This is a genomic window from Streptomyces sp. NPDC014676, assembly GCF_043084105.1.
Lineage (GTDB): Bacteria > Actinomycetota > Actinomycetes > Streptomycetales > Streptomycetaceae > Streptomyces.
Genome location: NZ_JBIBZI010000003.1, coordinates 336,497 through 361,614, shown reverse-complemented (window position 1 = coordinate 361,614; position 25,118 = coordinate 336,497). Strand labels below are relative to the sequence as shown.

Here is a 25,118-nt window from a genome sequence, read left to right as displayed (position 1 = left end):
GGGGCGCCTGGTGTTCACCAGCGTACTGATGATCGAGAAGGCCCTGACGTCCGCCGACGTGGAGTTCGTCACCACCTTGCACGGCGACGAGCCGGTCTCCTTCCACGTGCTGCTCCAGCCGCGCGGCGAACAGGCCGACCGGCTGCTGAGAGCCATCGACGACGTCGCGCTCGGCGAGCTCGACGAGGCCGCCCGCGAGGGCGAGACCCCCGAGGGCGAGGAGGCCCAGGACATGGGGGAACAGGCCCTGGAGGTGTCCCTGCGGGCCCTGCGCGCCACCGGCGACACGGCGGACGGCCGCCTCATCACGGACCACCCCCTGGACGCGCTGAAGACCATGGTGGAGGAGGTCGGGGCGGACGAGGTGATCGTCCTGACCGACCCGCACTACGTGGAGGAGTTCTTCCACCGCGACTGGGCCTCCCGCGCCCGCCACAAGGTCGGGGTGCCGGTGCTGAAACTCTTCTCCCACAGCAAGGCATAGGCTGGGGCGGCGCTCTCCCGGTTCTCCCGCGAGAGCGCGAAGACCGCCGTCCCGCTCGTCGCACCACTGGGAGAACACGCATGGCACCCGGCCTTCCTACCGCCATGGACCGACCGCACTTCATCGGCATCGGCGGCGCCGGGATGTCGGGCATCGCCAAAATCCTCGCCCAGCGCGGCGCGAAGGTGGCCGGCAGCGACGCCAAGGACTCCGCGACCGCCGACGCCCTGCGCGCCCTCGGCGCCACCGTGCACATCGGGCACGCCGCCGGACACCTCGCCGACGACGCGAGCTGCGTGGTCGTCTCCTCCGCCATCCGCGAGGACAACCCCGAACTGGTCCGCGCGGCCGAGCTGGGCATCCCGGTGGTGCACCGCTCCGACGCCCTCGCCGCCCTGATGGACGGACTGCGCCCGATCGCGGTGGCCGGCACCCACGGCAAGACCACCACCACCTCCATGCTGGCCGTCTCCCTCACCGCGCTCGGCCGTGAGCCGTCGTACGCGATCGGCGGCGACCTGGACGCCCCCGGCTCCAACGCGCTGCACGGCGCGGGCGACATCTTCGTCGCCGAGGCGGACGAATCGGACCGCAGCTTCCACACGTACGCCCCCGAGGTCGCGATCATCCTCAACGTGGAGCTGGACCACCACGCCAACTACGCGTCCATGGAGGAGATCCACGAGTCCTTCGAGACGTTCGTCGGCCGGATCGTGCCCGGCGGCACCCTGGTGATCTCCGCCGACCACGAGGGCGCCCGCGAGCTGACCCGCCGGCTGGACGGCTCGGTGCGGACCGTGACGTACGGCGAGTCCGCGGACGCCGACGTACGGGTCCTGTCGGTCGTCCCGCAGGGGCTGAGGAGCGAGGTGACCGTCGAGCTCGACGGCGCCCCGCTCACCTTCACCGTGTCGGTGCCCGGCCGGCACTACGCGCACAACGCGGTCGCCGCGCTCGCCGCCGGCGTGGCGCTCGGCGTCCCGGCCGCCGAACTGGCCCCGGCGCTGGCCGCGTACACGGGCGTCAAGCGCCGCCTCCAGCTCAAGGGCGAGGCGGCCGGCGTTCAGGTCGTCGACTCCTACGCGCACCACCCGACCGAGATGACCGCCGACCTGGAGGCGATGCGCGCCGCCGCCGGGGACGCCCGCATCCTCGTCGTCTTCCAGCCCCACCTCTTCTCCCGCACCCGCGAGCTCGGCAAGGAGATGGGTCAGTCCCTGTCCCTCGCCGACGCCTCGGTGGTCCTCGACATCTACCCGGCCCGCGAGGACCCGATCCCCGGCGTCACCAGCGAGCTGATCATCGAGGCGGCCCGGACGGCCGGCGCGGACGTCACCGCCGTCCACGACAAGGCGGAGATCCCCGAGGTGATCGCGGGAATGGCGAAGCCCGGTGATCTCGTTCTCACCATGGGAGCGGGCGACGTCACCGACCTCGGCCCGCTGATCCTGGACCGTCTGACGAAGTAAGGGGCTGGAAGCTCATGCCGTACGACGTGGAGAAGCCGGACGAGCAGTGGCGCGCGGAACTGTCCCCGTCCGAGTACGCCGTCCTGCGCCAGGCGGCCACGGAACCGGCCTTCACCGGCGAGTACACCGACACCAAGACCGAGGGCGTCTACTCCTGTCGCGCCTGCGGCGCCGAGCTGTTCACCTCGACCACCAAGTTCGAGTCGCACTGCGGCTGGCCGTCCTTCTACGACCCGAAGGACACCGACGCCGTGGAGCTGATCGAGGACCGGTCGCACGGCATGGTCCGCACCGAGGTGCGGTGCGCCCGCTGCGGCTCCCACCTGGGGCACGTGTTCGAGGGTGAGGGCTATGCGACGCCCACCGACCAGCGGTACTGCATCAACAGCATCTCGCTGACGCTGCAGCCCACCGAGGGCTGATCCGTACCGGCCTGCTGCTCACCAGCCGGTGAGCAGCAGGTGGTTGAGGAGCAGGGCGAGGACCGCCTGCCCGGCCAGCCAGGCGCGCGGGCCGGGCAGGAAGGCGGCGGCGGGGAGCAGCCAGAACGCGAAGGGCAGCCAGATCCGTTCCGTCTCCGCCTTGCTCATCCCGGACAGATCCGCGATCAGCAGCGCGAGGAACGCGGACGCCATGAGCACCGCGAGACGGGCGCCGGCGCCCCGGTCCCTGAGGACGCCCCCGGCCCTGCGCAGCCCGGCCACCGTCGCCGGGCCGGTGATCAGCACCGTGCACGCGAGGTTCGCCCACACCCAGTACCCGTACGGCCGTACCCCGCCCGCGCCCTGGTGGTAGCGGGTGACCAGCAGGCGGTACGCCTCCCACCAGTCGAAGCCCAGCACGGCGAAGACCACCGGCACGACCAGGAACCCGGCGACGACCCAGGGCAGTACCCGCAGCCGCCGCGTGCCCAGCAGCAGAACCGCCGCGCCGGTCACCGCGAACAGGGTGAGCCCGTACGACAGATACACGGTGAGCCCGAACAGCAGTCCCGAGCCGAGGCCCGTCCAGGCCGGGCGGTGTCCCGTCACGGCGAGCGCGAGCAGCGCGACGGCCCAGGCGGCCACCGCCGTGAAGTAACCGTCGGCGGACGTGCCCACCCACACCGCCGCCGGGGCCAGGACCAGGAAGGGCGCGGCGCGGCGGGCGAGCGACTCGCCGGCGAGCCGGCGTACGGCGATCAGGATCGCGACCGCCGCCGTGGTGCCGGTGACGATGACGAAGGCGCCCGCCCACCCGCCGCCGCCCAGCCCGATCCGGTCCAGCAAGACGAAGGTGAGCGTGGCGCCCGGTGGGTGCCCGGCGACATGGGCGGGCCAGTTGTCGGGGCTGTCGAGCAGGATGCGCGCGTCGAAGTCGCGCAGGGCGGCGGGGATGTCCCGGAAGCGGTCGACGGCACGCAGGTATTCATGGGTGCTGGTCAGCTGCCCGGCGACGCCCCGGAACCAGCCGTCGACGAGGGCGAGCGACCAGGTCCACGCCAGGGACGCCGCCCACGCGGTGAGCAGCAGCCGCCGCCAGGACAGCCGTACGGCCAGGGACGGGCCGTACGCCACGACGGCGGCGGCGACGACCAGGGCGGCCGGCGTGCCGGGGCCGACGTGCGGAGCCCAGTTCGCCAGCAACGGCGGCCAGTTCACCCGCAGGGAGCCGTCCCGGTCGATCCACGCGCCGATCAGCGCGGCGGCCAGGACGAGCAGGGCGGCGGCCACGACCGCCGAGAGGTCGCGGGCGGTGCAACGGGGAAGATCGCGGTTCACGCCGTCACGCTAGGCCGGGGGAGCGGGGCCGAGCGGCTGACGAGGAGGGATGTCAGCGTTTCGTCATCCCTTCCGCACCCTTTCATGGGGTGGTGCGGTCCTACGGTCGGCGCATGGCTCGGTCATTCCTCCCCACCGTCCCCGCGCGCGGCCCGTTCTCGCCGGACTTCTGGCGCAGCCCGCTGCGCGGCCCCCGGTTCACCGCGGTGCTCGGCGTGGTCCTCCTCGCCGGCATCACGATCCTGTTCGTGACGGGACTGCTGTCGTACGCCGCGTACAACCCGGACCTCGCGCGGGTGAACGACAAGACCCCCGGCAAGGGGATCCTCGGCTTCTATCTCTTCTCCTGGCCCACCGACCCGCATTGGCTGTACCGGCTCACCCAGGGCGTCCACGTCACGCTCGGCCTGGTGCTCGTCCCGGTGCTGCTGGCCAAACTGTGGTCGGTCGTGCCCAGGCTGTTCACGCTGCCCCCGGCCCGCTCGCTCACCCACGCGCTGGAGCGGATCTCCCTGCTGCTCCTGGTCGGCGGGGCGCTGTTCGAGTTCACCACGGGCATCCTCAACGTCCAGCTCGACTACGTCTTCCCCGGCTCCTTCTACCCGCTGCACTTCTACGGCGCCTGGGTGTTCTTCGGCGCGTTCGTCGCCCATGCGGTGCTGAAGGCGCCGATGGCGTTCAGGAACCTGCGGACGATGCGGGACGGCAGCGATGAAGAAGCGGACGAGCTGGTCGCTCCCCGTCCCGACCCGCCGACCGTCTCGCGGCGCGGGGCACTCGGACTGGTCGGCGGCGGCTCGCTGCTGCTGTTCGCCACCTCCGCCGGGCGCAGCTTCGACGGGCCGCTGCGCGAGACCGCCGTCCTCACCCCGCACGGCGGTCCCGAGCCCGGCGGCGGACCGGGGGGCTTCCAGATCAACAAGACGGCCGCGTACGCCGGGATCCGCGCCGCCGAGACGAACGAGGAGGCGTGGCGGCTGGCGGTCGCCGGGCCCACCGGCACCGTACGGCTCAGCAGGGCCGAGCTGCTCGCCATGCCGCTGCACAGCGCGGCCCTGCCCATCGCCTGCGTGGAGGGCTGGTCCACCTCCGACCAGTGGTGGCGGGGGGTACGGCTGAGGGACCTCGCGGCGCTCGTCGGCCATGAGGAGCCGGTGGACGTGTTCGTGGAGTCGCTCCAGCGGCGTGGTGCGTTCCGGCGGGGGGCGCTGCGGGCCAATCAGGTGGCCGACCCGCGTTCGCTGCTCGCCCTGTTCGTCAACGGCGAGGAGCTGACCCCCGATCACGGCTGTCCGGCCCGGATCATCGTGCCCGCGGCGCCCGGTGTGCTCAACACCAAGTGGGTCGCCCGGCTGACCTTCGGCGAACTGTGAGGCGACCTGTGAAGCCGGTGGTGCTGCTGTGTTCGTTCGTCCTCTGCGCGTACGCGGGGGTGCGGCTGCTCGACGGGGACTGGTTCCCGGTCGCGCTGTGGTTCGTGGGGGCGGCGCTGGTCCATGATCTGGTGCTGCTGCCGTTGTACGCGGGGGCCGACCGTGTGCTGGTGCGAGGGGTGCGGCGGGGGTGGGTCACCTACGTGCGGGTGCCGGCGGCGCTGTCCGGGTTGCTGCTGCTGGTGTGGTTCCCGCTGATCAGCGGACGGGTGTCGGAGCGGTACGCCGGCGCCGCGGGGCAGTCCGCGGAGGGGTACGCGGTGCGGTGGCTGATCGTCACGGCCGTGCTGTTCGGGGGGTCGGCGGTGGTGTGCGCGGTGCGGCGCGGAAGGGGACGGGGGCCGACGGACGGGGCCTGACGAGCCGCGTCCTCGAACTCTCCAGAGGGGGGACCCCGGAGGGGCTGAATTCAGCCCCTCCGGCGTTCGAGGAGCGAGGTCCGGGGCGGAGCCCCGAGTTCGGGACGGGAAGGGCGGCGGGGGCGGGAAAAAGGTCCCTACTCCGCCCGCAGCGCCACGAACGAGCGCCCGCCCGCCGACCACTGGCCGTCCGCCCGCCACCCCGCCCCCGCCGCACACCGCAGCAGCGCCGGCGTCCCGAGGCGGGCCCACGGAAACGGCGCCCCGGGCGGACGACGCGCGTCGGTCACCTGGACCAGGACACGTTCGTCGACGTCCGGGCACGGCACCGTCTCGACGATCAACAGCCCGCCCGCCACCACCAGCCGCGCGACCCGCCGCAACAGCGCGACCGGATCCCCGCCGATCCCGACGTTGCCGTCCAGCAGCAGTGCCGTACCCCAGCGCCCGGTCCCCGGCAGCGGGTCGAAGACCGACCGGAGCAGCGCCGGCCCGCCGCGCCCGACCGTGTGCGCGACCGCGGCCTCGCTGACGTCGATGCCCAGCACGCTACGACCCCGGGCACCCAGAGCCGCGACCAGCCGCCCCGGCCCGCAGCCCACGTCCAGCACCGCGCCCTCGCAGCGCCGCAGCACCTCCAGGTCCGCCGCGTCGGCCTCCGCGCACCAGCGCTCCACGTCCAGCGGCAGCAGCCGGCCGTCGGCACGGCGCAGGAACAGCGGCCCCCGGCCGGCGCGCAGGGCGTCGGCGTACGGGTCCGCCGACCAGGCCCGCTCGGCGGCGGGAACCGTCCGCTGGTGTCCGACGCGCGCCGCCGCCCGCACCCCGCTCACCGGTGGGCCGCCGTCAGCCGGGCCAGCCGCGCGGCGAACCGTCCGCCGGGTGCCTCACCGGCGACCAGCGTCGCGTCGTCCGCCGTGTCCACGTCCCGCAGCAGCGGCAGTTCGCGGACCCGCAACCCCGCGAGCCGTCGCCGTTGCACGGCCCCGGTCTCCGGTGCCGACATGGGGACCCCGCGCAGGAGCGCCGGGTCGGGTGCGGCCAGGCCGAGCGCCCAGAAGCCGCCGTCCTCGGCGGGGCCGAAGTACGCGTCGCAGTCACCGAAGTCCACGGTGAGCAGCTCCGGGGTCACCTGGGGCGTGTCCATGCCGATGAGGAGGGCCGGTCCGTCGCACCCGGCGAACGCGGCGGCCAGCCGCTCGTCGAGCCCGCCCGCGCACTGCGGTACGACCTCGATGCCCTCCGGCAGCCAGCGCCCCGGCGCCCCGTCCAGCACCAGCACCCGGCGCCGCGCGGGCGTGCGCGCCACCACGTCCAGGGTGTCCGCGAGCGCGGCCTCGGCGAGTCCCGCCGCCTCCTCCGGGGTGAACGGAGGGGTCAGCCGGGTCTTCACCCGGCCGGGGCGGGGCTCCTTGGCGATCACCAGCAGCGTGACCGGCGACGACGTCATGACGCCGCCCCTTCCCGCACCGGTGCCTCCTGGAGTACGCGGCTCATGTCCCGTACCGCCTGGAAGGTGCCCCGCCAGGTGCCGGTCACCTTGGAGGTGCCGGTGCGCGGCGCGTACGGGACGTCGTGCTCGGTGACCCGCCAGCCGGCGTCGGCGGCGCGCACCACCATCTGCAGCGGGTAGCCGCTGCGCCGGTCGGTCAGGTCCAGGGCGAGCAGTTCCTCGCGCCGGGCAGCCCGCAGCGGGCCGAGGTCGCGCAGCCGCAGTCCGGTACGGCGGCGCAGCAGCCGGGACAGCGCGAGGTTGCCCGCGCGGGCGTGCGCCGGCCAGGCGCCGCGCCCCCGCGGCCGGCGCCGGCCCAGGACCAGGTCCGCCTCGCCGGCCCGTACCTCGCGCACGAACGGCACCAGGTCCGCCGGGTCGAGGGAGGCGTCGCAGTCGCAGAAGCAGACGATGTCGGCCGTGGCGGCGGTCAGCCCGGCGTGGCAGGCGGCGCCGAAACCGCGCCGCTCCTCGTGCACGACGGTCGCGCCGAGCTCACGGGCGATGCGGTCGGAGCCGTCCGTGGAGCCGTTGTCCACGACGAGGGCGCGCCAGCCGGGCGGCACGCGCCCCAGCACCCACGGCAGTGCCGCGGCCTCGTCGAGACAGGGGAGGACGACGTCCACGGACGGCGGGCCCGCTTCCGGAGCGGGGGAGGAGGTGGTCACGGCTCTCACCCTACGAACGCGAAAAGGGCATACCGGGCAGCGGCTCCTTACGGAACGCGGACATCGGCGGCCCGGCCGGCCTGCTCGCGCGCGCGTGGTGCGAGGCTGGCGGCATGGAGCAGCGACCACCGAACGCCGAGGCCGGAGCCCGGGTCCTCGTCGTCGACGACGACCCCACCGTCGCCGAGATCGTCACGGGCTACCTGGACCGCGCCGGATACGTCGTCGACCGGGCCGGCGACGGCCCCGACGCGCTCGCCCGCGCGGCGGCCCACTGGCCGGACCTCGTCGTCCTCGACCTGATGCTGCCCGGCATGGACGGCCTGGAGGTGTGCCGGCGGATGCGCGGGCAGGGGCCGGTGCCGGTCATCATGCTCACCGCGCGCGGCGACGAGGACGACCGCATCCTCGGTCTCGAGGTCGGCGCCGACGACTACGTCACCAAGCCGTTCAGCCCGCGCGAGCTGGTCCTGCGCGTCGAGTCCGTGCTGCGCCGCGCCCGCCCCGCCCCGGCCCCCGCGTCCGGCCTGCTGCGGGCGGCGGGCCTCTCCGTCGACCCCGCCGCCCGCCGGGCCGTCAAGAACGGCACCGAACTCGCCCTCACCATCCGCGAGTTCGACCTCCTGGCCTTCTTCCTGCGGCACCCCGGGCGGGCCTTCGCGCGGGAGGAGCTGATGCGTGAGGTGTGGGGTTGGGACTTCGGCGACCTGTCCACCGTGACCGTCCACGTACGGCGGCTGCGCGGCAAGGTCGAGGACGATCCGGCGCGGCCCCGGCTCATCCAGACGGTGTGGGGCGTCGGCTACCGCTTCGACCCCGCCACCGCGGCCGGGGAGGCGTGAGCGATGCGGGACATGCTGCTCATCGCCCTGTTCGCCTTCCTCGGCGCCGCCTCGGCGGGTGTCCTCGGCGCGTGCGTCCTGCTGCTGATCCGGCGGTGGTCGCTGACGGCGCATCTCGCGGTCGTCGCCGGGGTCGCGGTGGCCGCGATGCTCGCGGGCACCCTGGCCGTCGCCCAGGCGATGTTCCTGTCGGCGCACGACCTGAGCGTGGTGACCACGGTCGTCGCCATGGCCGCCGTGGTCTCCATGGTCACCGCGCTGCTGCTGGGCCGCTGGGTCGTCGCCCGCAGCCGCGAACTGGCCCTCGCCGCGCGCTCGTTCGGTGACGGCGGTGACTTCGCCGCGCCCGAGCGCCCGTCCACCGCCGAACTCGCCGCGCTCAGCCGCGAACTGGAGGCGACCAGCGTCAGACTGGCCGAGTCACGGGACCGCGAACGCGCCCTGGAGTCCTCCCGGCGCGAACTCGTCGCCTGGATCTCCCACGACCTGCGCACCCCGCTCGCCGGACTCCGCGCGATGGCCGAGGCGCTGGAGGACGGCGTCGCCGCCGAACCCGACCGCTATCTGAGGCAGATCCGCACCGAGGTGGAACGCCTCAACGACATGGTCGGCGACCTCTTCGAACTCTCCCGCATCCACGCCGGCACACTGACCCTCTCGCCCTCCCGGATCTCCCTGTACGACCTGATCGGCGACGCCCTCGCCGGCGCGGACCCGCTCGCCCGCGAGCACGGTGTCCGGCTCCTCGGGGACGGGGTGGAGCCGGTGCCGGTGGAGGTGGACGGGCGGGAGATGAGCCGGGTGCTGGGCAATCTGCTGGTCAACGCGATCCGCCGGACCCCGGCCGACGGCACGGTCGCCGTCGCGGCCCGGCGTTCGGACGAGGGCGTGGTGCTGTCCGTGACGGACGGCTGCGGCGGCATCCCCGAGGAGGACCTGCCCCGCGTCTTCGACACCGGCTGGCGCGGCACCCACGCCCGCACCCCGCCGGCCGGCGCGGGCCTCGGCCTCGCCATCGTCCGCGGCATCGTCGAGGCCCACCGCGGCAGCGCCACCGTCCGCAACGTCACCGGCGGCTGCCGCTTCGAGGTGATCCTCCCGGCGACGGAGGGGTGACTCGCCCGCCCCGCGGCCTCACTCGCCCCGCAGCCCCGCCGACGCGAACTCCCGCATCCCCTCCTCGAAGCCCACCTCCGGCCTCCAGCCCAGGTCGGCGCGGAGCCGGGAGGAGTCCGCCGTGATGTGCCGGACGTCGCCCAGGCGGTACTCGCCGGTGACGACCGGGTCCGGGCCGCCGTACGCGGCGGCCAGGGCGCGGGCCATCCCGCCGACCGTGTGCGGGGTGCCGCTGCCGGTGTTGTACGCGGTGAGCGTCCCGGCCGCCGGGTCCGCCGCCGTCAGGGCGGCGACGTTCGCCGACGCCACGTCCCGTACGTGGACGAAGTCCCGGCGCTGACGGCCGTCCTCGAAGACGCGCGGGGCCTCGCCGCGGGCCAGCGCCGAGCGGAAGAAGGAGGCGACGCCCGCGTACGGGGTGTCGCGGGGCATCCCGGGGCCGTAGACGTTGTGGTAGCGCAGCGACACCGCCGAACCGCCCGTCGAGCGGGCCCAGGCGGCGGCCAGGTGTTCCTGGGCCAGCTTGGTCGTGGCGTACACGTTGCGCGGGTCGGCCGGGGCGTCCTCGTCGACCAGGCCGGGTTCGAGGTCCGCGCCGCAGGTCGGGCAGGGGGGTTCGAAGCGTCCGGCCGCCAGGTCGGGGACGGCGCGCGGTCCGGGGCGCACGACTCCGTGCCGGGCGCAGCGGTAGCGGCCCTCGCCGTACACCACCATCGAACCGGCCAGCACGAGCCGGCCGACCCCGGCCTCCGCCATGGCGGCCAGCAGGACGGCCGTGCCCAGGTCGTTGTGGGAGACGTACTCCGGGGCGTCGGTGAATCCGGTGCCGAGACCGACCATGGCCGCCTGGTGGCAGACGGCGTCCACGCCGGAGAGGGCGTCGCGGACCGCTCCCGGGGAGCGGACGTCCGCCGTGGGGTCGGTGCGGATGTCGAAGACGACGGGGTCGTGCCCGTGGGCGCGCAGCGCCTCTACGACGTGGGACCCGATGAAACCGGCGCCGCCGGTGACCAGTACGCGCATGTGCTCACGCTAGGCGTGGACTTCTTCAGGCGGGGGTGCCGCGCCCGTGACGTCACGGGTCCGTAAGACCGGGGCGCTCGGTGCTGAGGTGGGCCGGGGTTGGACGGTTGCCCGGGGTGGGAGCCGGGCGGGGGTGGGTCGCGCAGCCCGACGCTTCGGGGTGCCGTCGCGCCCACCCGTGCCGCCCTGCGGCACGACTGCCCGCGGGAACGGGGGTGTGCGGCACGACTGCCCGCGGGAACGGGGGTACGACCGCGCGGGCGCGCCAGGTCAAGGGGCGGTGTGCAGCGGCAGCCGGACCGTGAACGTCGTCGCCCCCGGGGCGCTGCTCAGGTCGATGTCGCCGCCGTGCGCCCGTACCAGTGAGCGGGCGACCGCCAGGCCCAGGCCGCTGCCGCCGCGGTCCCGGCTGCGGGCCTTGTCGACGCGGTAGAAGCGGTCGAAGACGCGCTCCCGGTCCTCCGCCGGGATGCCGGGCCCCGCGTCGGCGACCCGCACCGAGGCCGAGCCGTCGGCGACGGACACCGCCACGGACACCCGGGTCCCGGCCGGGGTGTGCACGGCCGCGTTGGTGAGCAGGTTGTCCAGGACCTGCCGGACGCACTGCGGATCGAGCCGCAGGACCAGCCGGCCGGGGCCCGCCGTCACCGTCAGCGGATGCCCCGGATGGCTCGCCCGGAACGCGTCGGCGGCCTGCTGGACCAGTTCCGCCAGGTCCGTGTCCGCCGTCCGCAGCGGCGCCTCCACCTCCGCCGCGTCCAGCCGGGCGAGCAGCAGCAGGTCGTCGAGGAGTACGCCCATCCGGGCGGCCTCCGCGCGCAGCCGGGCCAGGTGCCGTTCGCGTTCGGCGGGTTCGTTGGCGGCGGCGTACTGGAACAGGTCCGCGTAGCCGCGTACCGACATCAGCGGGGTGCGCAGTTCGTGCGAGGCGTCCGCGACGAACCGGCGCAGCCGCAGCTCCGCCTCCGCGCGCACCGCGAGGGAGTCGTCGATGTGCTCCAGCATCGTGTTGAACGCGGTCCGCAGCTCCGCCACCTCCCGGCCCCCGTCCCGCCCGTCGGCGCGCAGCGGCAGCCGGGCCGCCGACTCGGTCAGGTCGTGCGAGGCGATGCCGTGCGCGGTGTGCGCCATGTCGCTCAGCGGCTTCAGACCGCGCCGCAGCATCCGCCGTCCGAACACCACCAGCGCCAGCAGCGCGAGGGCGAACACCACCACCTGCACGGTGATCAGCTGCCCGACGGTCTCCTCGATGTCCTCCACGGGTGCGGCGCTCACCAGCACCACCCCCGGTTCGACCTCGCAGCCGCGCAGCCGGTAGGTGCCCTCCCCGTCGATGCGCGCGGTGCGCGTCAGCTCGGTGTCGGAGTGCGCCATCGCCCGCGCGAGATCGGCCAGCGCGCGGGTGTCGGCGGGCACGTCGGCGGGCCTGCGCAGGGTGACGGCGTCGTCGGAGACGTCGTACACCGCCGTGTACCAGCCGTAGTACGGCTTCCGCTTGACCGTGCCGTGCGCCGCCGCGTCCTTGGCCTGCACGGCCTGGATCAGCTTGAGCTGGTCGCCGAGCTGCCGTTCCAGATAGTCGTGCATGTACGTGGTGAGCGCGGTGCCGACGACCGCGAACACCGCGAGGGACAGCACCCCGAGGCCCAGCGCCAGCCGGGTGCCCAGGCGCACCCCGCGGTAGGTGTCCCGCAACCGCCGCAGGGACGCCGTCACTCGGCGGCCTGCCGGATCACGTACCCGAAGCCCCGTACGGTCTGGATCAGCGGCTCACCGGTGTCGTCCAGCTTGCGCCGCAGCCGGCTCACCACCAGTTCCACCACGTTGGAGCGGCCCCCGAAGCCGTACTCCCACACATGGTCCAGGATCTGCGCCTTCGTCAGCACGGTCGGTGACCGGCGCATGAGGTAGCGCAGCACCTCGTACTCGGTCGGCGTCAGCGACAGCAGCCGCTCGCCGCGCCGCACCTCACGGGTGTCCTCGTCCATCGACAGGTCCGCCACCCGCAGCACCGACCGCTGGAACGCGGGCCCCGCACTGCGCCGCAGCACCGTCCGCAGCCGCGCCATCAGCTCCTCCACGGCGAACGGCTTGACCAGGTAGTCGTCCCCGCCCCGGGTCAGCCCCGCCACCCGGTCGGCGACCCCGTCCCGCGCGGTGAGGAACACCACCGGCACCATCGTCCCGGAACGCCGCAGCCGGTCCAGGACGCCGAAGCCGTCGACGTCCGGCAGCATCAGGTCGAGCACCACGATGTCCGGGCGGAACTCGGCCGCGCGGCGCAGCGCCTCCTCCCCGGAGTTGGCGGTGACCGCGTCCCAGCCCTCGTACCGGGCGACGGTCGCGACCAGGTCGGCTATCGGCGGGTCGTCGTCCACGACGAGGAGTCGTACTTTTTCCACCCGCCCATACTGCGGCACACCGCCCCCGGCACCAGAGGCGGTGCACGATCGCGTCTCGATCGATAAAAACTTGAAAGTTGACCGACAGGGAATCGACAGCGCCTGTGACCAAGCTCGGAGTCCCAGGACCCGATCAAGGAGTTTCCGGCGTGACAGCTGTCGAATCGCCTCCCGCACCCCCCACCGCGAGGCGACGCCCCAAGGCGGTGGCGCGCACCGGCCTGTACGGCCTGCTCGCCGCGAACGCGGTGGTGGTGGCCGTCTTCTTCGTCCAGGCGGGCTTCGGCGCCAACGCCCTCGTCGTGCTCGGCCGCCTCACCGGCCTGTACGCCGCCCTGCTGATGGCGTTCCAACTGCTGCTGGTGGCCCGGCTGCCCTGGCTGGACCGCCGGATCGGCATGGACCGGCTGACCCTGTGGCACCGCTGGACCGGCTTCGGACTGCTGTGGACGCTCCTCGGCCACGCCGTCTTCATCACCTTCGGCTACGCCGAGATGTCCTCCATGGACCCGGTGAACCAGCTCGTCGACCTCGCGGAGACCGTCGAGGGCGTGCTGCGCGCGGTCGTCGCGCTGGCGCTGATCCTGGTCGTCGGCGCGGTCTCGGCCCGCCGCGCCCGGCGCCGCCTCGCCTACGAGACCTGGCACTTCATCCACCTGTACACGTACGTCGCCGTGGTCCTCGCCTTCACCCACCAGGTCGCCGTCGGCTCCACCTTCACCGCCTCGGCCGCCGCCACCGCCTACTGGTACGGGCTGTGGGGCGCCGCCCTCACCGCCGTGTTCGCCGGCCGGCTGGTCCTGCCGCTGTGGCGCAACCGGCGCCACCGGTTCCGGGTCACCGCAGTCGTCCCCGAGAACGACAACGTGGTGTCCGTCCACATCACCGGCCGCGATCTGGACCGGCTGCCCGCCCGCGCCGGCCAGTTCTTCCTGTGGCGGTTCCTGACGAAGGACCGCTGGTGGCAGGCGAACCCGTTCTCCCTGTCCGCCGCGCCCGACGGCCGCACCCTGCGGCTCACCGCGAAGGCGGCCGGCGACGGCAGCGCGGCCCTGCGCCACCTCAGGCCCGGCACCCGGGTCTTCGCGGAGGGCCCCTACGGCGCCTTCACCACCCTGCACCGCACCCGCCCCGACGCCCTGCTCATCGCCGGCGGCGTCGGCGTCACCCCGATCCGAGCCCTGCTGGAGGAGCTGCACGGCCACGCCGTCGTCCTCTACCGGGTGAGCACGGAGACCGACGCCGTCCTCCACGGCGAACTGCGCGAACTCGCCCTCGCCAAGGGCGCCGACCTCCACCTGATCACCGGCCCGCCCGTACCGGACCGGCTCGCCCCCGGTGAACTGTCCCGCCTGGTACCCGACCTCACCGACCGGGACGTCTACGTCTGCGGTCCGCCCGGCATGACCACCGCGGTCCTGCGCGGCCTGCGCGAACTGGGCGTACCGAAGCGGCAGATCCACTACGAGCGCTTCAGCCTGGCCGGATGACGAACGCGGGTCGATCGAGGAGAACACCGTGAAACGAGCACTGCCCGTCCTGGTCCTGACCGTCGCCGGACTGATCCCCCTCTGGCGCTACACCCCGTCCGCCCCGGAGCCGGCGGTGGCCGAACCCGCGCCCGCCCCCTCGGTGTCCGCCTCCCCGGGCGGCACCACCCGTGTCGTCGCGGGCCCCACCGTCGACACGGAGAAGGGTCCCGTGCAGGTCGAGGTCACCCTCGACGGCGACCGCATCAGCGCGGTGCGGATGCTCCGGCAGCCGGACCACCCGCAGACCACGGCCGCCGTACCGGTGCTGATCGAGGAGACGCTTCAGGCCCAGAGCGCCGACGTCGACACGGTCTCCGGCGCCACCGTCACCAGCGACGGCTACCGGGAGTCGCTGCAGGCCGCCCTCGACGCGCAGGGCTCCTGACGTGCGGCGCGTCGAACACGTCATGGGCTTCCCGGTGTCGCTCCGCGTCGACGACGAGGGGTTCCGGGAATCCGCGGTGGACGACCTCTTCACCTGGCTGCGCGAGGTCGACGCCCGTTTCAGCCCGTTCCGCGAGGACAGCGAGGTCTCCCGCCTGGACCGGGGCGAACTGGACCCCGACCGGCTCAGCGACGACCTCACCGAGGTCCTCGCCCTGTGCGAGCGGTACCGGACCGCCACCGGGGGCGCGTTCGACGTACGGCTGCCGGGTCGGCGCCTCGATCCGTGCGCGGTGGTGAAGGGCTGGTCGGTGCAGAGGGGCGCCGAACTGCTGCGGGCGGCGGGAGCGCGGCGGTTCTGCCTCAACGCCGGCGGTGACGTGGTCGCCGCCGGCGGCCCGTGGCGCGTGGGCGTACGGCACCCGGAACACGCCGGCCGGCTCTGCACCGTCCTGGACCTCACCGACGGCGCGGTCGCGACCTCCGCGCGCTACGAACGCGGCGACCACATCATCGACGGCCGCACCGGCCGCCCGGCGACCGGCCTGCTCGCCCTGACCGTCACCGCCCCCACCCTAACCGAGGCGGACACGGTCGCCACGGCGGCCTTCGCCCTGGGCCCGGAGGGCATCGCGTGGGCCGCCGCACGCCCCGGCTGCGAGGTGTTCGCCGTGACGGCGGACCGCCGGGTCGTACGGTCACCGGGCTTCCCGTCGGCGCGGGAGGCGGCGTAACGCTTGCAGGGCCCCGCGCGAAGCTCCGGCGTACACGACACCCCACCCACGCACGGACACTCCTGGTGTGCGTGGCGAGCCGGCCGACACAACCGGCCCACCGGCGAACTCGCCTTCTCTTGCGCTGGTCGCCCACCGAAGTGCCCCTGTCCGAACTGGTCCGCGCCGCCGGCATCCGCCGGAGCATCGACGAGTGCTTCCAGTACCTCTTTTGAAAAGCGGGAGCATTTCGGCCTCCGATGTTCACATTCTGCTCATCTGAGTGCGTGAGGTGCATTCGCCCGCTGGATGTTCACTCTTTCCGGCAGAGCAAGGGGACGTGAGCCTCCGGGAGATCATGTCCCGCCGGGTGTGCGGTCGGCCAAGTACGTGGAAAGCGCGGGTCACCGCCGCTCCGGCAACCGGTGCGGGGGGTGACTTCCGGTCCGGAGTTCGGGGACGGCGAATGCGGCGGTGTCGGCGAGGGTGCCCCACTCGCGTGTGCGGTAGCCGTTGCGGTGGCTGACGCGTTCATCGCCGACCTGGCCGTATGCGGCGTCACCGAGGGCGTCGGCCTCCGCGAGGCACATGGCCGGCCTTGCCGGTCCCAGACCGAGCAGGCTGACGATGACGGTGGTCGACGCGCCCTGCCTCTTGATATGGACACAGCTTCCACCGCGATCACAACACCACGCTGACCGCGACTCAGAACCGCAATGACCATGAGCTGCCGTGGTGATCGCCGATGTCATCACCCTTGTGGGCGTGCGGTCGCGTGAGCCGATGGCATCCAGGGACGGCGGCAGCCCGTTCCCGCCGCCGGCCCGTACAGCACCCCGCACGCCCCCCCCGACACCCGTGTGTCCGTCCCGGCGGCGACACGGGCGTCCGGCGCTTCAAGGCGCTTGCCGAGGGTGCCGTCTAGACTCGACCGGCGTCAGACCGTCAGGCCCTGGCCAGAACCGTCCGCCCACCGGAAGGGTATTCCGCGTCTTGATACGGATCGATTCAGTCACGAAGCGGTACCCGGACGGCACGGTGGCGGTCGACCGGCTGTCTCTGGACATCCCCGACCGCTCGATCACCGTCCTCGTCGGACCCTCCGGGTGCGGCAAGACGACCACCCTCCGCATGATCAACCGGATGGTCGAACCCACCGAGGGAACGATCCTGCTCGACGGCGAGGACACCCGGCGGCAGCCGGTCACCACGTTGCGCCGGTCCATGGGGTACGTCATCCAGAACGCCGGGCTCTTCCAGCACCGCACGATCGTCGACAACATCGCCACCGTGCCCCGCATGCTCGGCTGGGGCAAGCAGCGGGCCCGGGAGCGGGCGGCGGAGCTGATGGAGCGGGTGGGCCTCGACCCCTCGCTGGCCAAGCGGTACCCCTACCAGCTCTCCGGCGGCCAGCAGCAGCGCGTCGGCGTGGCGCGGGCGCTCGCCGCGGACCCGCCGGTGCTGCTGATGGACGAGCCGTTCTCCGCCGTCGACCCCGTGGTGCGCAAGGGACTGCAGGACGAACTCCTGCGCATCCAGGACGAACTGGGCAAGACCATCGTCTTCGTCACGCACGACATCGACGAGGCGATCACACTCGGCACCATGGTCGCCGTCCTGCGCGAGGGCGGCCGGCTCGCCCAGTACGCGCCGCCCGCCGAGCTGCTGTCGAGCCCCGCGGACGGCTTCGTCGAGGACTTCCTCGGCGCCGACCGCGGCATCCGGCGGCTGTCCTTCTTCCCCTCCGCCGCACTGGAACTGACCACCGACGCCGTGATCCCGGCCGACGCCGGCGCCGGCCGGATCGCCACCACCAAGGCACCCCACCTCCTCGTCACCGACCCCGACGGCCGCCCGCTCGGCTGGGCGGAGCGCGACGAGTTGACCGCCGGTGACATCCGCACCGACCGACTGCTGCCGTACGGAAGGCCGTTCGTGCCCGGCGCCGACTCCCTGCGGGTCGCCCTCGACTGCGCCGTGCTCTCACCCGTCGGCTGGGCGGTCGCCGTGGACGGCGCGGGCCGGGTGACCGGCGTCGTCTCCCAGCAGACCATCGGCGAGGCCATCCGCGGCGCCCACACCGTGAGCCGGGCGGACACGCACGAGGCCGGGGTCGCCAAGTGACCGGCTTCTTCGACATCCCCAGCGACCTCCAGCACAGCTGGGCCGGGCTGATCGGACTGCACATGAGGGAGGCCCTGCTGCCGGTGGCCGCCGGGCTGCTCCTCGCGCTGCCGGTCGCGCAGCTGTGCGGGCGCTTCCGCTGGCTGTACCCGCCCGTACTGGGCCTGACGACCGTGCTGTACGCCGTCCCCTCCCTGGCGTTCTTCGTCGTCCTCATCGACTACACCGGCCAGACCGAACTCACCGTGATGATCCCGCTGGCCCTGTACAGCCTGGTCGTCCTGGTCCCGGCCCTCGTCGACGGCGTGCGCTCGGTGCCGGACGAGACCCTCGCCGCGGCCACCGCCATGGGCTTCGGCCCCGTACGCCGCTACCTCCAGGTGCAGTTGCCCATCGCCGCGCCCGCCGTCATCGCCGGACTCCGGGTCGCCACCGCGTCCAGCATCTCCCTGGTCAGCGTCGGCGCCCTGATCGGCAACCAGGGCGCCCTCGGCAACCTGCTCGCCGCCGCGCAGAAGTACGACCGGCCCGAGCTCGCGGTGAACGCCGTGGTCACGATGGCCGTCCTGGCGATCCTCTGCGACGTCCTGCTGGTCGGGCTGCGGATGCTGCTGACCCCGTGGATGCCGCGCGGCGGAACCCGCACGAAAACCACCGCACGGCGGGCGGAGATCACCCCGGAGGGCGCGGTCCGGTGAACGTCCTCGACTTCGTCAACGCCTTCTTCAGCGACAGCGCCCACTGGCACGGCTACGACGGCATCCCGCAGCGCTTCCGGGAACACCTCCAGTACTCCCTGCTGGCCCTCGCCGTCGCCGCCGCCATCGGGCTGCCCGTCGGCCTGCTGACCGGCCACACCGGACGCGGCGGCAACGCGCTCGCCTTCGTCGCCAACGCCGCCCGCGCCCTGCCCAGTTTCGGCCTGCTGGTCCTCGCCGTCCTGCTGATCGGCTTCGGTCTGCTGCCCGTGATGATCCCGCTGGTCGTGCTGGCCGTCCCGCCGATCCTGGTGACCACCTACGAGGCGGTCCGCTCCGTCGACCCCGCCCCCGTGGACGCCGCCAGGGGCATGGGCATGCGGGAGTCGCGGATCCTCTTCCAGGTCGAGGTGCCGGTGGCGCTCCCGCTGATCCTCAGCGGACTGCGCTCCGCCGCCATCCAGATCGTGTCGACGGCCACCATCGCCGCGTACGTCAGTCTCGGCGGACTCGGCCGGTACATCATCGACGGGCTCTACCAGCGCGACTACGAGAAGGTGGTCGGCGGCGCCACCCTGGTGGCCGTCCTGGCGCTGCTCACCCTCGCCCTGTTCTGGGCGGCGGGACGACTGGCCGTGTCGCCCGGGGTACGCAGGCGCTGACGCTCGATCACCTGTGCGACAAACCGTAATCCGTACGTTCTTGACTCACCGTACCTGGCTGGATTGGATCGGCGAATGACTTCCACCGCGAAAAGCAGCAGATCCAGGACGAGGCACACCGGCGCGGCGGCCGTCGCGCTCACCGCCGCGGCGGCGCTGCTCGCGGGCTGTTCCTCCTCCGACGGCACCTCCGACAACCCCCTCGACGGGGAGAAGGCCGAAGCCGGTACCGTCGTCGTCGGCTCGAACAACTTCGCCGAGTCCACCCTGCTCGCCGACATCTACGGCGAGGCGCTCCGCGCCAAGGGCCTCAAGGTCGACTACAAGCACAACATCGGCAGCCGTGAGACGACGTACGGCCTGATGAAGAACGGCTCCATCACCGTCCTGCCGGAGTACAACGGCTCCCTCCTCGCCTACCTCGACCCCAAGGCCGGGCAGGAGTCCGCCGAGGCCGTGAACGAGGCCGCCAAGGCCAAGCTGGACAAGTCCCTGACGCTGCTGGAGTCCTCGCCCGCCGAGGACAAGGACTCGGTCAGCGTCAATGCGGCGACGGCGAAGAAGTACGGCCTCACCGCTGAGTCGACCCTCGCCGACCTCAAGGACGCCGCGCCGGAGCTGGTGATCGGCGGCTCGCCCGAGTTCCAGACCCGGCAGCAGGGACTGAAGGGCCTGGAGACCGTCTACGGACTGAAGTTCAAGTCGTTCAAGGCGCTCGACGCGGGCGGCCCGCTCACCCAGGCGGCCCTCACCGGGAACGAGGTCCAGGCCGCGGACATCTTCACCACCGACCCGACCATCGTCAAGGAGAAGTTCGTCGTCCTGAAGGACCCCGAGAACCTCTTCGGCTTCGCCAACGTCACCCCGCTGGTGCGCAAGGAAGGGCTGCCGAAGGAGGGCGTGGAGGCGCTGAACGCCGTGTCCGCGAAGCTGGACACCGAGACCCTCCTCGACCTCGACGCCCAGGTGCAGCTGGAGAAGAAGGACCCGCTGGACGTGGCGAAGGCCTGGCTGAAGTCGTCCGGCCTGGACTGACCCGCACGGGGTGCGGCCCGCCGGCCGCACCCCACCGGCGGGTCACCCTGCCGGCGCCGCCTCCGCGATCAGCAGGTCGATCAGCGCGACCAGCACGTCCCGGCACGACTCCCGCTCCCGCGCGTCGCACAGCAGCACGGGCACGCCGTCCGGCAGCGCCAGCGCGTCCCGGATGTCCTCCACCGGGTACGGATGCTCCCCGTGGAAGCCGTTGACGGCGATCACGAACGGGATGCCCCGGTTCTCGAAGAAGTCGATCGCGGCGAAACTGGTCTTGGGCCTGCGCACGTCCACCAGGACCACCGCGCCCAGCGCGCCGACGGCCAGGTCGTTCCACATGAACCAGAACCGCTGCTGGCCCGGCGTACCGAAGAGGTACAGCACGAGATCGTCCGAGACGCTGATCCGGCCGAAGTCCAGCGCGACCGTGGTGGCACGTTTCTCCTCGACGCCGTTGAGGTCGTCGACGTCCAGGCCCGCCATGGTCAGCGGCTCCTCGGTGCGCAGCGGGGCGATCTCGCTGACCGAGCCGACCATGGTCGTCTTGCCCACGCCGAAACCACCGGCGATCAGGATCTTGACCGTGTCGGGTGCCGAACGTCCGGCGGACGCCCGCGCGGTGGTGTCAGAGCCGGCCAAGGCCCTCCCTCACTTTCTGCAGCAGATCCAGGTCCACCGTGGTCCGGTCGACGGGGTGCGGCGGGCGGACGGTGATCCGGCCCGCCTCCAGCAGGTCGCACAGCATGATGACGACCACGCTCATGGGCAGGTCGAGACGCGCGGCGAGCTCGGCGACCGCCACCGGCTCGGCGCACAGCCGCAGGATCCGGGAGTGCTCGGGCTGCGGCCGGGCCGCCCCCTCGGGCTGCGGATCCACCGCCGTCACCGTCGTGATGAGCGTGAAGTCGGCACGGCTGGGCCGGGTCCGGCCACCGGTCAGGGTGAACGGCCGTACGAGCCGGCCCGCCGAGTCGCTTCCGCCCACCTCACACGCCGGGGTCGACGGCCGGCCCCGCGATGTCCCGCGGGGCCGCGCTGAGATGCTCACCGATCTTCTTCACCAGCATGTTCATCTGGTACGCCACCACGCCGACGTCCGCGCCCGGACCGGTCAGCACCACCAGATGGGCGCCGGGACCGGCCGAGGTGAGGATCAGGTAGCTGTGCGCCATCTCGATGAGCGCCTGGCGCACCGGGCCGCCGCGGAAGTCCATGCTGACGCCCTTGCTGAGGCTCATCAGCCCGGACGCGGTCGCCGCCAGGCGTTCCGCGTCGTCCCGCAGGAAGCCGGTGGACTTGCTCACCACCAGTCCGTCCTCGGAGAGCACCACGGCCTGGTTCACGTCGGCGACCCGTTCGACGAGTCCGGTCAGCAGCTGGTCGAGCTGGGTGTGAGTGGCGGGGATGGGGCGTGTCATGACGGTGTTCCTTCGTGAACGGTCGGCGGTCGGCGGTCGGCGGGCGGAGTCGGGGGCTCGGCGTGAGCGGCGGGCACGTGCGCCGGCGCGGCCGTACCGTCCGCGTCGTCCGGCGGCCCGGCCTCGTCGGCGTCGTCCCGCGCCTGGGACGTGCCGCGCTGGAAACCGGCGAGGGAGGAGGCGGCGTGTTCCGCGGTGAAGTCGCCGGAGTCGTCCCCGGCGTCCGGGACGGCCTCCTCGCGGAGCTCGGCGGCCAGGCTGGTCTGCGGCACCCGGCGGGGGAGCGGGGTGAGCCCGTCCCGGCGGGGCGCGGGCACCGGCACGGCCGGTGCGGGGGCGGTCCGTACGGCGGCCGCCGCCCGGGACGCCGAGGCCTGCTGCGCACCGACGGTCACGGGCTCCTCGCGCCGGTCGTCCGCCCGGTCCCGTACGGCCTCGGCGCGCGTCCCCCGCCGGTCACCGCCGGACGGCACGTCCCGCACCACGATCTCGTGCGGAATCAGCACGATCGCCGTCGTCCCGCCGTACGGCGAGGGACGCAGGGTCACGGAGACGCCGTGCCGGTGCGCGAGCTGGGAGATCACGAACATGCCGAGCCGGAGGTCGTCGGCGAGCGCCACCACGTCGAACTGCGCGGCCTTGGCCAACTGGGCGTTCAGGGAGGCGTAGTCGTCGTCCGACATGCCGAGGCCACGGTCCTCGATCTCGACCGCGAGGCCCTTGGCCACCATCGTCGCCCGCACCGTGACGGGGCTCGGCGCCGGCGAGTACACCGTCGCGTTGTCGATCAACTCGGCCAGCAGGTGGATGACGTCGGCCACCGCGGGCGGGGCGAGCGACACCTCCTCCTCGGTGAGCACCTCCACCCGCTGGTACTCGGCGACCTCCCCGACGGCACTGCGCACGATGTCGATCAGCGCGACCGGCTCGCTCCAGGTACGGCCGGGACGCTCACCGCTGACGATGACCAGGTTCTCCTCGTACCGGCGCAACTGGCTGGCCGTGGAGTCCAGTTCGTACAGGCCCTTGAGGACCTCGGGGTCGGTGTGCCGGCGCTCCAGCGCGTCGAGCTTGCTGAGCTGGAGGTTGACCAGGTTCTGGCTCTGCCGCGCGATGCCGAGGATGACCTTCTGGAAACCGCGCCGGGCGTCGGCGAGTTCGACCGCGGTGTGCACGGCGGTGCGCTGCGCGGTGTTGAACGCGCTCGCGACCTGCCCCAGTTCGTCGTCACCGTAGTCCAGCGGGGTCGTCGCCGACTCCGGGTCGACCTTCTCGCCCCGCTCCAGCCGGGCCACCACATCGGGCAGCCGCTCCTCGGCCAGGCCGAGGGTGGCCATCCGCAGCCCGCGCAGCCGGCGGGACAGCGAGCGGGTGATGCGCCAGGACAGGCCGACGCACAGCAGCAGCGCGAGCAGTCCGGCGGCGCTCAGGGAGGCGGCCGTGATCAGCAGGCTGCGGGCCTCGTCGGCGCTGCGGGTGAGCAGCGCGTCGGTCTGCTGCCGGATCATGGCGGCGTACTGCGGGGAGACCCGGTCCATGGCCTCCTCCCACCGCTCCCGCAGGTCCGGCAGTTCGACGGTGCGCTTCTCGCCCGTGGGAGCGGTCGCCAGTACCTGGTCCTCGACCGCCAGCAGGGCGCGCCACTCGGCGCTCTGCAGGATCCGCTCGGTCTGGGTCTTGGTCTCGCCGCGCAGGGAGGGCACGATCTGGTCGTTGACCAGCCAGGTGCGGGTGTGCACCAGCTCCGCGAACCTGCTCCAGTCCTCCGCGTCGAGTTCTCCGCCGGACCAGGCGAGGGTGAGCAGCGCGTCCTCCTCGGAGATCAGTTCCGCGGCGTGCTCCAGCGAGATCAGCGGTTCGGCCTCCGAGGTCAGGTCCCCGTCGTCGACCTGGGAGAGTTCCTGGAAGGCGTGGATCTGGTCGTCGATGATCGAGGTGTACTGATCGAGCGCCTCCTCGGCGGTGATGTCGCTGGGGTCGTCTATCTGGTCCCGGTAGTACTCCAGGCTGCCCACCGAGCCGAGCACCCCGTACATGCGGTCCGAGATGCGTGCCGGTGCCTCGGCGATCGCGTCCGCCTGGCCGACCAGCTTCGCCACCGCCTCGTCGGTCTTCTCGCGCTGTGCGTCGAGGGCGGTCCGGGGGCTCTCCGGCGCGGTCAGCCACGCGGCGGTCAGCCTGCGCTCCTGCTGCAGCGCGAGCGCGGCGTGCGTGCCCATCGCGCCGGTCGACCGGCTCAGTTCCGTCTGGGAACGCAGTTGCAGCCCCTCGGAGAACATCTGGATCGTCGTCAGGCCCCACATGCCGGCGAGGGTGACACTGGGCACCAGGGCGAGGAGGAACAGCGAGAGACGTATGGAGCCGATACGGCGCCGGGCACCTGTCCGTGGAGACATCGTGGTCCTAGAGCGGTCGGATGGTGGGGGAAGTACGCACGGGCCGGCCCGTCAGCGGGTTCCGTCGGCGGCGAACCCGGCGACCGAGGCGGCGTTGGCCTTGGTGACGAACGCCGGTCCGGTGAGCACGGGCGCGACCCCGCCGCCGCTGACGTTGCCGTTGGTCCGGTACAGCCACAGCGCGTCCACGGCGAGATAGCCCTGCAGATAGGGCTGCTGGTCGACGGCGAACTGGACGTTGCCGCCGCGCACGGCTTCCACCAGGTCGCCGTTGAGGTCGAAGGTGGCGACGTCGGTGTCGCTGTCCGCCTCCGCGGCGGCGTCGACCGCGGCGAGCGCGAAGTCCGCCCCGTTGGTGATCACCTCGTCGATGGTCGGGTCCTGTCGCAGCCGGGCGGCGATGATGCCGGAGACGGCGCGCATGTCGGTGCCGTCCACGTAGAGGTTCTCGGTGATCCCGCCGAACGTCTTCCTCACGCCGGCGCAGCGGGCCTCCAGGGCAACGTTGCCACGCTCGTGGACGACGCACAGGGCGTGCTCGGCCTTCAGATCGTCCAGCTTGTCGCCGACGGCCCGGCCCGCCACGCTCTCGTCCTGGCCGAAGAACCCCAGCAGTCCCGCCGACTTCCAGGCGTCGATACCGGAGTTGAGCCCGACCACGGGGATGTCCGCGGCCCGTGCCTCGTTGACCGGCCCCTTCATGGCCGCCGGCTTGGCCAGCGTCAGCGCGATGCCGTCGACACCGTCGCGGACCGCCTCGCGGACCAGGTCGGCCTGTCCCGCGGGGTCCGGGTCGCTCAGGTACGTCAGCTCGATGCCGTCCTTGGCGGCCGCCGCCTCGGCCCCCTTCTTCACCCGGTCCCAGAACGCGTCGTCCTCGCTGCCGTGGGTGACCATCGCGACCTTGATCCGCCCGGCGCCGGAGGTGCCCACGCCGTCGGAGTCCGAGGAGTCGTCGGCCGAGCCGAAGGCGGAGCAGCCGGTCGCCAGCAGACCGACGGCGGCTGCCAGGGCGGCCAGACGGCGTCGCGTGAGGCGGTGGGACGGGGGACGAGTGTTCATGGAGAGTGCGGACCTCGCTGTGCGGCCGAGCAAGAGCAGGGGAGAG

General features: G+C 73.0%; 27 protein-coding genes. 14 read left to right on the top strand and 13 right to left on the bottom strand.

Translation table 11 applies throughout. From position 1 onward, the window contains the following. Nucleotides 1-10 precede the first annotated feature (10 nt). From ACF1DX_RS10420 to msrB, 3 genes are all read left to right on the top strand, one after another. Nucleotides 11-484 (top strand): indole-3-glycerol phosphate synthase, encoded by a 474-nt coding sequence (locus ACF1DX_RS10420; RefSeq protein WP_391790776.1) that lies wholly within the window; start codon nt 11-13, stop codon nt 482-484. Nucleotides 485-564: 80 nt separating this feature from the next. Beyond that, entirely contained in the window at nt 565-1,953 is a 1,389-nt protein-coding gene (murC, locus tag ACF1DX_RS10415; RefSeq protein WP_391790775.1) for a UDP-N-acetylmuramate--L-alanine ligase, read from the top strand. A gap of 14 nt (nt 1,954-1,967) precedes the next feature. Further along, a complete protein-coding gene (msrB, locus tag ACF1DX_RS10410) occupies nt 1,968-2,375 on the top strand; it encodes a peptide-methionine (R)-S-oxide reductase MsrB (protein ID WP_391790774.1) in 408 nt (135 codons plus the stop codon). An 18-nt stretch (nt 2,376-2,393) separates the two neighbouring features. Here msrB and ACF1DX_RS10405 read toward each other — a convergent pair whose 3' ends face one another. Next, nucleotides 2,394-3,713 carry a hypothetical protein gene (locus ACF1DX_RS10405; RefSeq protein ID WP_391790773.1) on the bottom strand — a complete coding sequence of 440 codons (1,320 nt, stop codon included), beginning with the start codon at nt 3,711-3,713 and terminating at the stop codon, nt 2,394-2,396. 113 nt (nt 3,714-3,826) lie between these two features. On the opposite strand from ACF1DX_RS10405, the gene ACF1DX_RS10400 reads away from it, so the two are divergent. Continuing rightward, complete coding sequence (locus tag ACF1DX_RS10400; RefSeq protein ID WP_391790772.1) at nt 3,827-5,086, top strand: molybdopterin-dependent oxidoreductase; 1,260 nt, start codon at nt 3,827-3,829, stop codon at nt 5,084-5,086. Then, nucleotides 5,083-5,505, top strand: coding sequence for a hypothetical protein (locus ACF1DX_RS10395; RefSeq protein WP_391790771.1), 423 nt, complete (start codon nt 5,083-5,085; stop codon nt 5,503-5,505). The genes ACF1DX_RS10400 and ACF1DX_RS10395 overlap by 4 nt, the downstream gene beginning before the upstream one ends. A 137-nt stretch (nt 5,506-5,642) precedes the next feature. On the opposite strand, the gene ACF1DX_RS10390 is transcribed toward ACF1DX_RS10395, so the two are convergent. Genes ACF1DX_RS10390 through ACF1DX_RS10380 form a run of 3 tightly spaced genes read right to left on the bottom strand, consistent with a single transcriptional unit; the run spans nt 5,643 to nt 7,674 of the window. Continuing rightward, entirely contained in the window at nt 5,643-6,338 is a 696-nt protein-coding gene (locus tag ACF1DX_RS10390; RefSeq protein WP_391790770.1) for a class I SAM-dependent methyltransferase, read from the bottom strand. After that, the gene (locus tag ACF1DX_RS10385; RefSeq protein WP_391790769.1) at nt 6,335-6,955 is read right to left on the bottom strand and encodes a DUF2064 domain-containing protein; all 621 of its coding nucleotides are present in this window, start codon (nt 6,953-6,955) and stop codon (nt 6,335-6,337) included. The genes ACF1DX_RS10390 and ACF1DX_RS10385 overlap by 4 nt, the downstream gene beginning before the upstream one ends. Then, entirely contained in the window at nt 6,952-7,674 is a 723-nt protein-coding gene (locus tag ACF1DX_RS10380; RefSeq protein WP_391790768.1) for a glycosyltransferase family 2 protein, read from the bottom strand. Before ACF1DX_RS10380 ends, ACF1DX_RS10385 begins: the two co-directional genes overlap by 4 nt. Nucleotides 7,675-7,778: 104 nt before the next feature. Between ACF1DX_RS10380 and ACF1DX_RS10375 the strand changes: the two genes are divergently transcribed. Both ACF1DX_RS10375 and ACF1DX_RS10370 read left to right on the top strand, forming a co-directional pair. Further along, the gene (locus ACF1DX_RS10375) at nt 7,779-8,507 is read left to right on the top strand and encodes a response regulator transcription factor (RefSeq protein WP_391790767.1); all 729 of its coding nucleotides are present in this window, start codon (nt 7,779-7,781) and stop codon (nt 8,505-8,507) included. 3 nt (nt 8,508-8,510) lie between these two features. Beyond that, on the top strand, nt 8,511-9,623 hold the full coding sequence (locus tag ACF1DX_RS10370; protein ID WP_391790766.1) for a sensor histidine kinase: 1,113 nt from the start codon (nt 8,511-8,513) through the stop codon (nt 9,621-9,623). A gap of 18 nt (nt 9,624-9,641) precedes the next feature. Here ACF1DX_RS10370 and ACF1DX_RS10365 read toward each other — a convergent pair whose 3' ends face one another. The 3 genes from ACF1DX_RS10365 to ACF1DX_RS10355 all read right to left on the bottom strand — a co-directional run bounded on the left by ACF1DX_RS10365 (nt 9,642) and on the right by ACF1DX_RS10355 (nt 13,048). Then, nucleotides 9,642-10,646 carry an NAD-dependent epimerase/dehydratase family protein gene (locus ACF1DX_RS10365; RefSeq protein ID WP_391790765.1) on the bottom strand — a complete coding sequence of 335 codons (1,005 nt, stop codon included), beginning with the start codon at nt 10,644-10,646 and terminating at the stop codon, nt 9,642-9,644. A gap of 270 nt (nt 10,647-10,916) precedes the next feature. After that, nucleotides 10,917-12,362, bottom strand: a complete 1,446-nt coding sequence (locus ACF1DX_RS10360; RefSeq protein WP_391790764.1) for a sensor histidine kinase — start codon at nt 12,360-12,362, stop codon at nt 10,917-10,919. Further along, on the bottom strand, nt 12,359-13,048 hold the full coding sequence (locus ACF1DX_RS10355) for a response regulator transcription factor (protein WP_391790763.1): 690 nt from the start codon (nt 13,046-13,048) through the stop codon (nt 12,359-12,361). The genes ACF1DX_RS10360 and ACF1DX_RS10355 overlap by 4 nt, the downstream gene beginning before the upstream one ends. A gap of 149 nt (nt 13,049-13,197) precedes the next feature. Between ACF1DX_RS10355 and ACF1DX_RS10350 the strand changes: the two genes are divergently transcribed. Genes ACF1DX_RS10350 through ACF1DX_RS10340 form a run of 3 tightly spaced genes read left to right on the top strand, consistent with a single transcriptional unit; the run spans nt 13,198 to nt 15,698 of the window. Further along, the gene (locus ACF1DX_RS10350) at nt 13,198-14,538 is read left to right on the top strand and encodes a ferric reductase-like transmembrane domain-containing protein (RefSeq protein ID WP_391790762.1); all 1,341 of its coding nucleotides are present in this window, start codon (nt 13,198-13,200) and stop codon (nt 14,536-14,538) included. A 28-nt stretch (nt 14,539-14,566) separates the two neighbouring features. Continuing rightward, on the top strand, nt 14,567-14,965 hold the full coding sequence (locus ACF1DX_RS10345) for an FMN-binding protein (RefSeq protein ID WP_391790761.1): 399 nt from the start codon (nt 14,567-14,569) through the stop codon (nt 14,963-14,965). 1 nt (nt 14,966) lies between these two features. Next, on the top strand, nt 14,967-15,698 hold the full coding sequence (locus tag ACF1DX_RS10340; RefSeq protein WP_391790760.1) for an FAD:protein FMN transferase: 732 nt from the start codon (nt 14,967-14,969) through the stop codon (nt 15,696-15,698). 383 nt (nt 15,699-16,081) lie between these two features. Here the strand turns inward: ACF1DX_RS10340 and ACF1DX_RS10335 are convergent, their stop codons facing one another. After that, on the bottom strand, nt 16,082-16,267 hold the full coding sequence (locus ACF1DX_RS10335) for a transposase (protein WP_391790759.1): 186 nt from the start codon (nt 16,265-16,267) through the stop codon (nt 16,082-16,084). Between the two features lie 403 nt (nt 16,268-16,670). On the opposite strand from ACF1DX_RS10335, the gene ACF1DX_RS10330 reads away from it, so the two are divergent. From ACF1DX_RS10330 to ACF1DX_RS10315, 4 genes are all read left to right on the top strand, one after another. After that, entirely contained in the window at nt 16,671-17,801 is a 1,131-nt protein-coding gene (locus ACF1DX_RS10330; protein ID WP_391790758.1) for an ABC transporter ATP-binding protein, read from the top strand. Further along, nucleotides 17,798-18,499, top strand: coding sequence for an ABC transporter permease (locus ACF1DX_RS10325; RefSeq protein ID WP_391790757.1), 702 nt, complete (start codon nt 17,798-17,800; stop codon nt 18,497-18,499). Before ACF1DX_RS10330 ends, ACF1DX_RS10325 begins: the two co-directional genes overlap by 4 nt. Beyond that, the gene (locus ACF1DX_RS10320) at nt 18,496-19,161 is read left to right on the top strand and encodes an ABC transporter permease (RefSeq protein ID WP_391790756.1); all 666 of its coding nucleotides are present in this window, start codon (nt 18,496-18,498) and stop codon (nt 19,159-19,161) included. The genes ACF1DX_RS10325 and ACF1DX_RS10320 overlap by 4 nt, the downstream gene beginning before the upstream one ends. Before the next feature lie 75 nt (nt 19,162-19,236). Next, a complete protein-coding gene (locus tag ACF1DX_RS10315; protein WP_391790755.1) occupies nt 19,237-20,196 on the top strand; it encodes an ABC transporter substrate-binding protein in 960 nt (319 codons plus the stop codon). 42 nt (nt 20,197-20,238) lie between these two features. Here ACF1DX_RS10315 and ACF1DX_RS10310 read toward each other — a convergent pair whose 3' ends face one another. From ACF1DX_RS10310 to ACF1DX_RS10290, 5 genes are read right to left on the bottom strand one after another with little or no spacing between them, the layout of a single operon-like run. Beyond that, on the bottom strand, nt 20,239-20,835 hold the full coding sequence (locus ACF1DX_RS10310) for an ATP/GTP-binding protein (RefSeq protein ID WP_391790754.1): 597 nt from the start codon (nt 20,833-20,835) through the stop codon (nt 20,239-20,241). Beyond that, nucleotides 20,822-21,181: a DUF742 domain-containing protein gene (locus ACF1DX_RS10305; RefSeq protein WP_030861379.1), complete on the bottom strand. Its 360-nt coding sequence runs from the start codon at nt 21,179-21,181 to the stop codon at nt 20,822-20,824. The genes ACF1DX_RS10310 and ACF1DX_RS10305 overlap by 14 nt, the downstream gene beginning before the upstream one ends. 1 nt (nt 21,182) lies before the next feature. After that, entirely contained in the window at nt 21,183-21,614 is a 432-nt protein-coding gene (locus ACF1DX_RS10300; protein WP_085575286.1) for a roadblock/LC7 domain-containing protein, read from the bottom strand. Further along, nucleotides 21,611-24,010, bottom strand: a complete 2,400-nt coding sequence (locus ACF1DX_RS10295; protein WP_391790753.1) for a nitrate- and nitrite sensing domain-containing protein — start codon at nt 24,008-24,010, stop codon at nt 21,611-21,613. The genes ACF1DX_RS10300 and ACF1DX_RS10295 overlap by 4 nt, the downstream gene beginning before the upstream one ends. Nucleotides 24,011-24,061: 51 nt before the next feature. Beyond that, on the bottom strand, nt 24,062-25,072 hold the full coding sequence (locus ACF1DX_RS10290; RefSeq protein ID WP_391790752.1) for a substrate-binding domain-containing protein: 1,011 nt from the start codon (nt 25,070-25,072) through the stop codon (nt 24,062-24,064). Between the last annotated feature and the right edge of the window lie 46 nt (nt 25,073-25,118).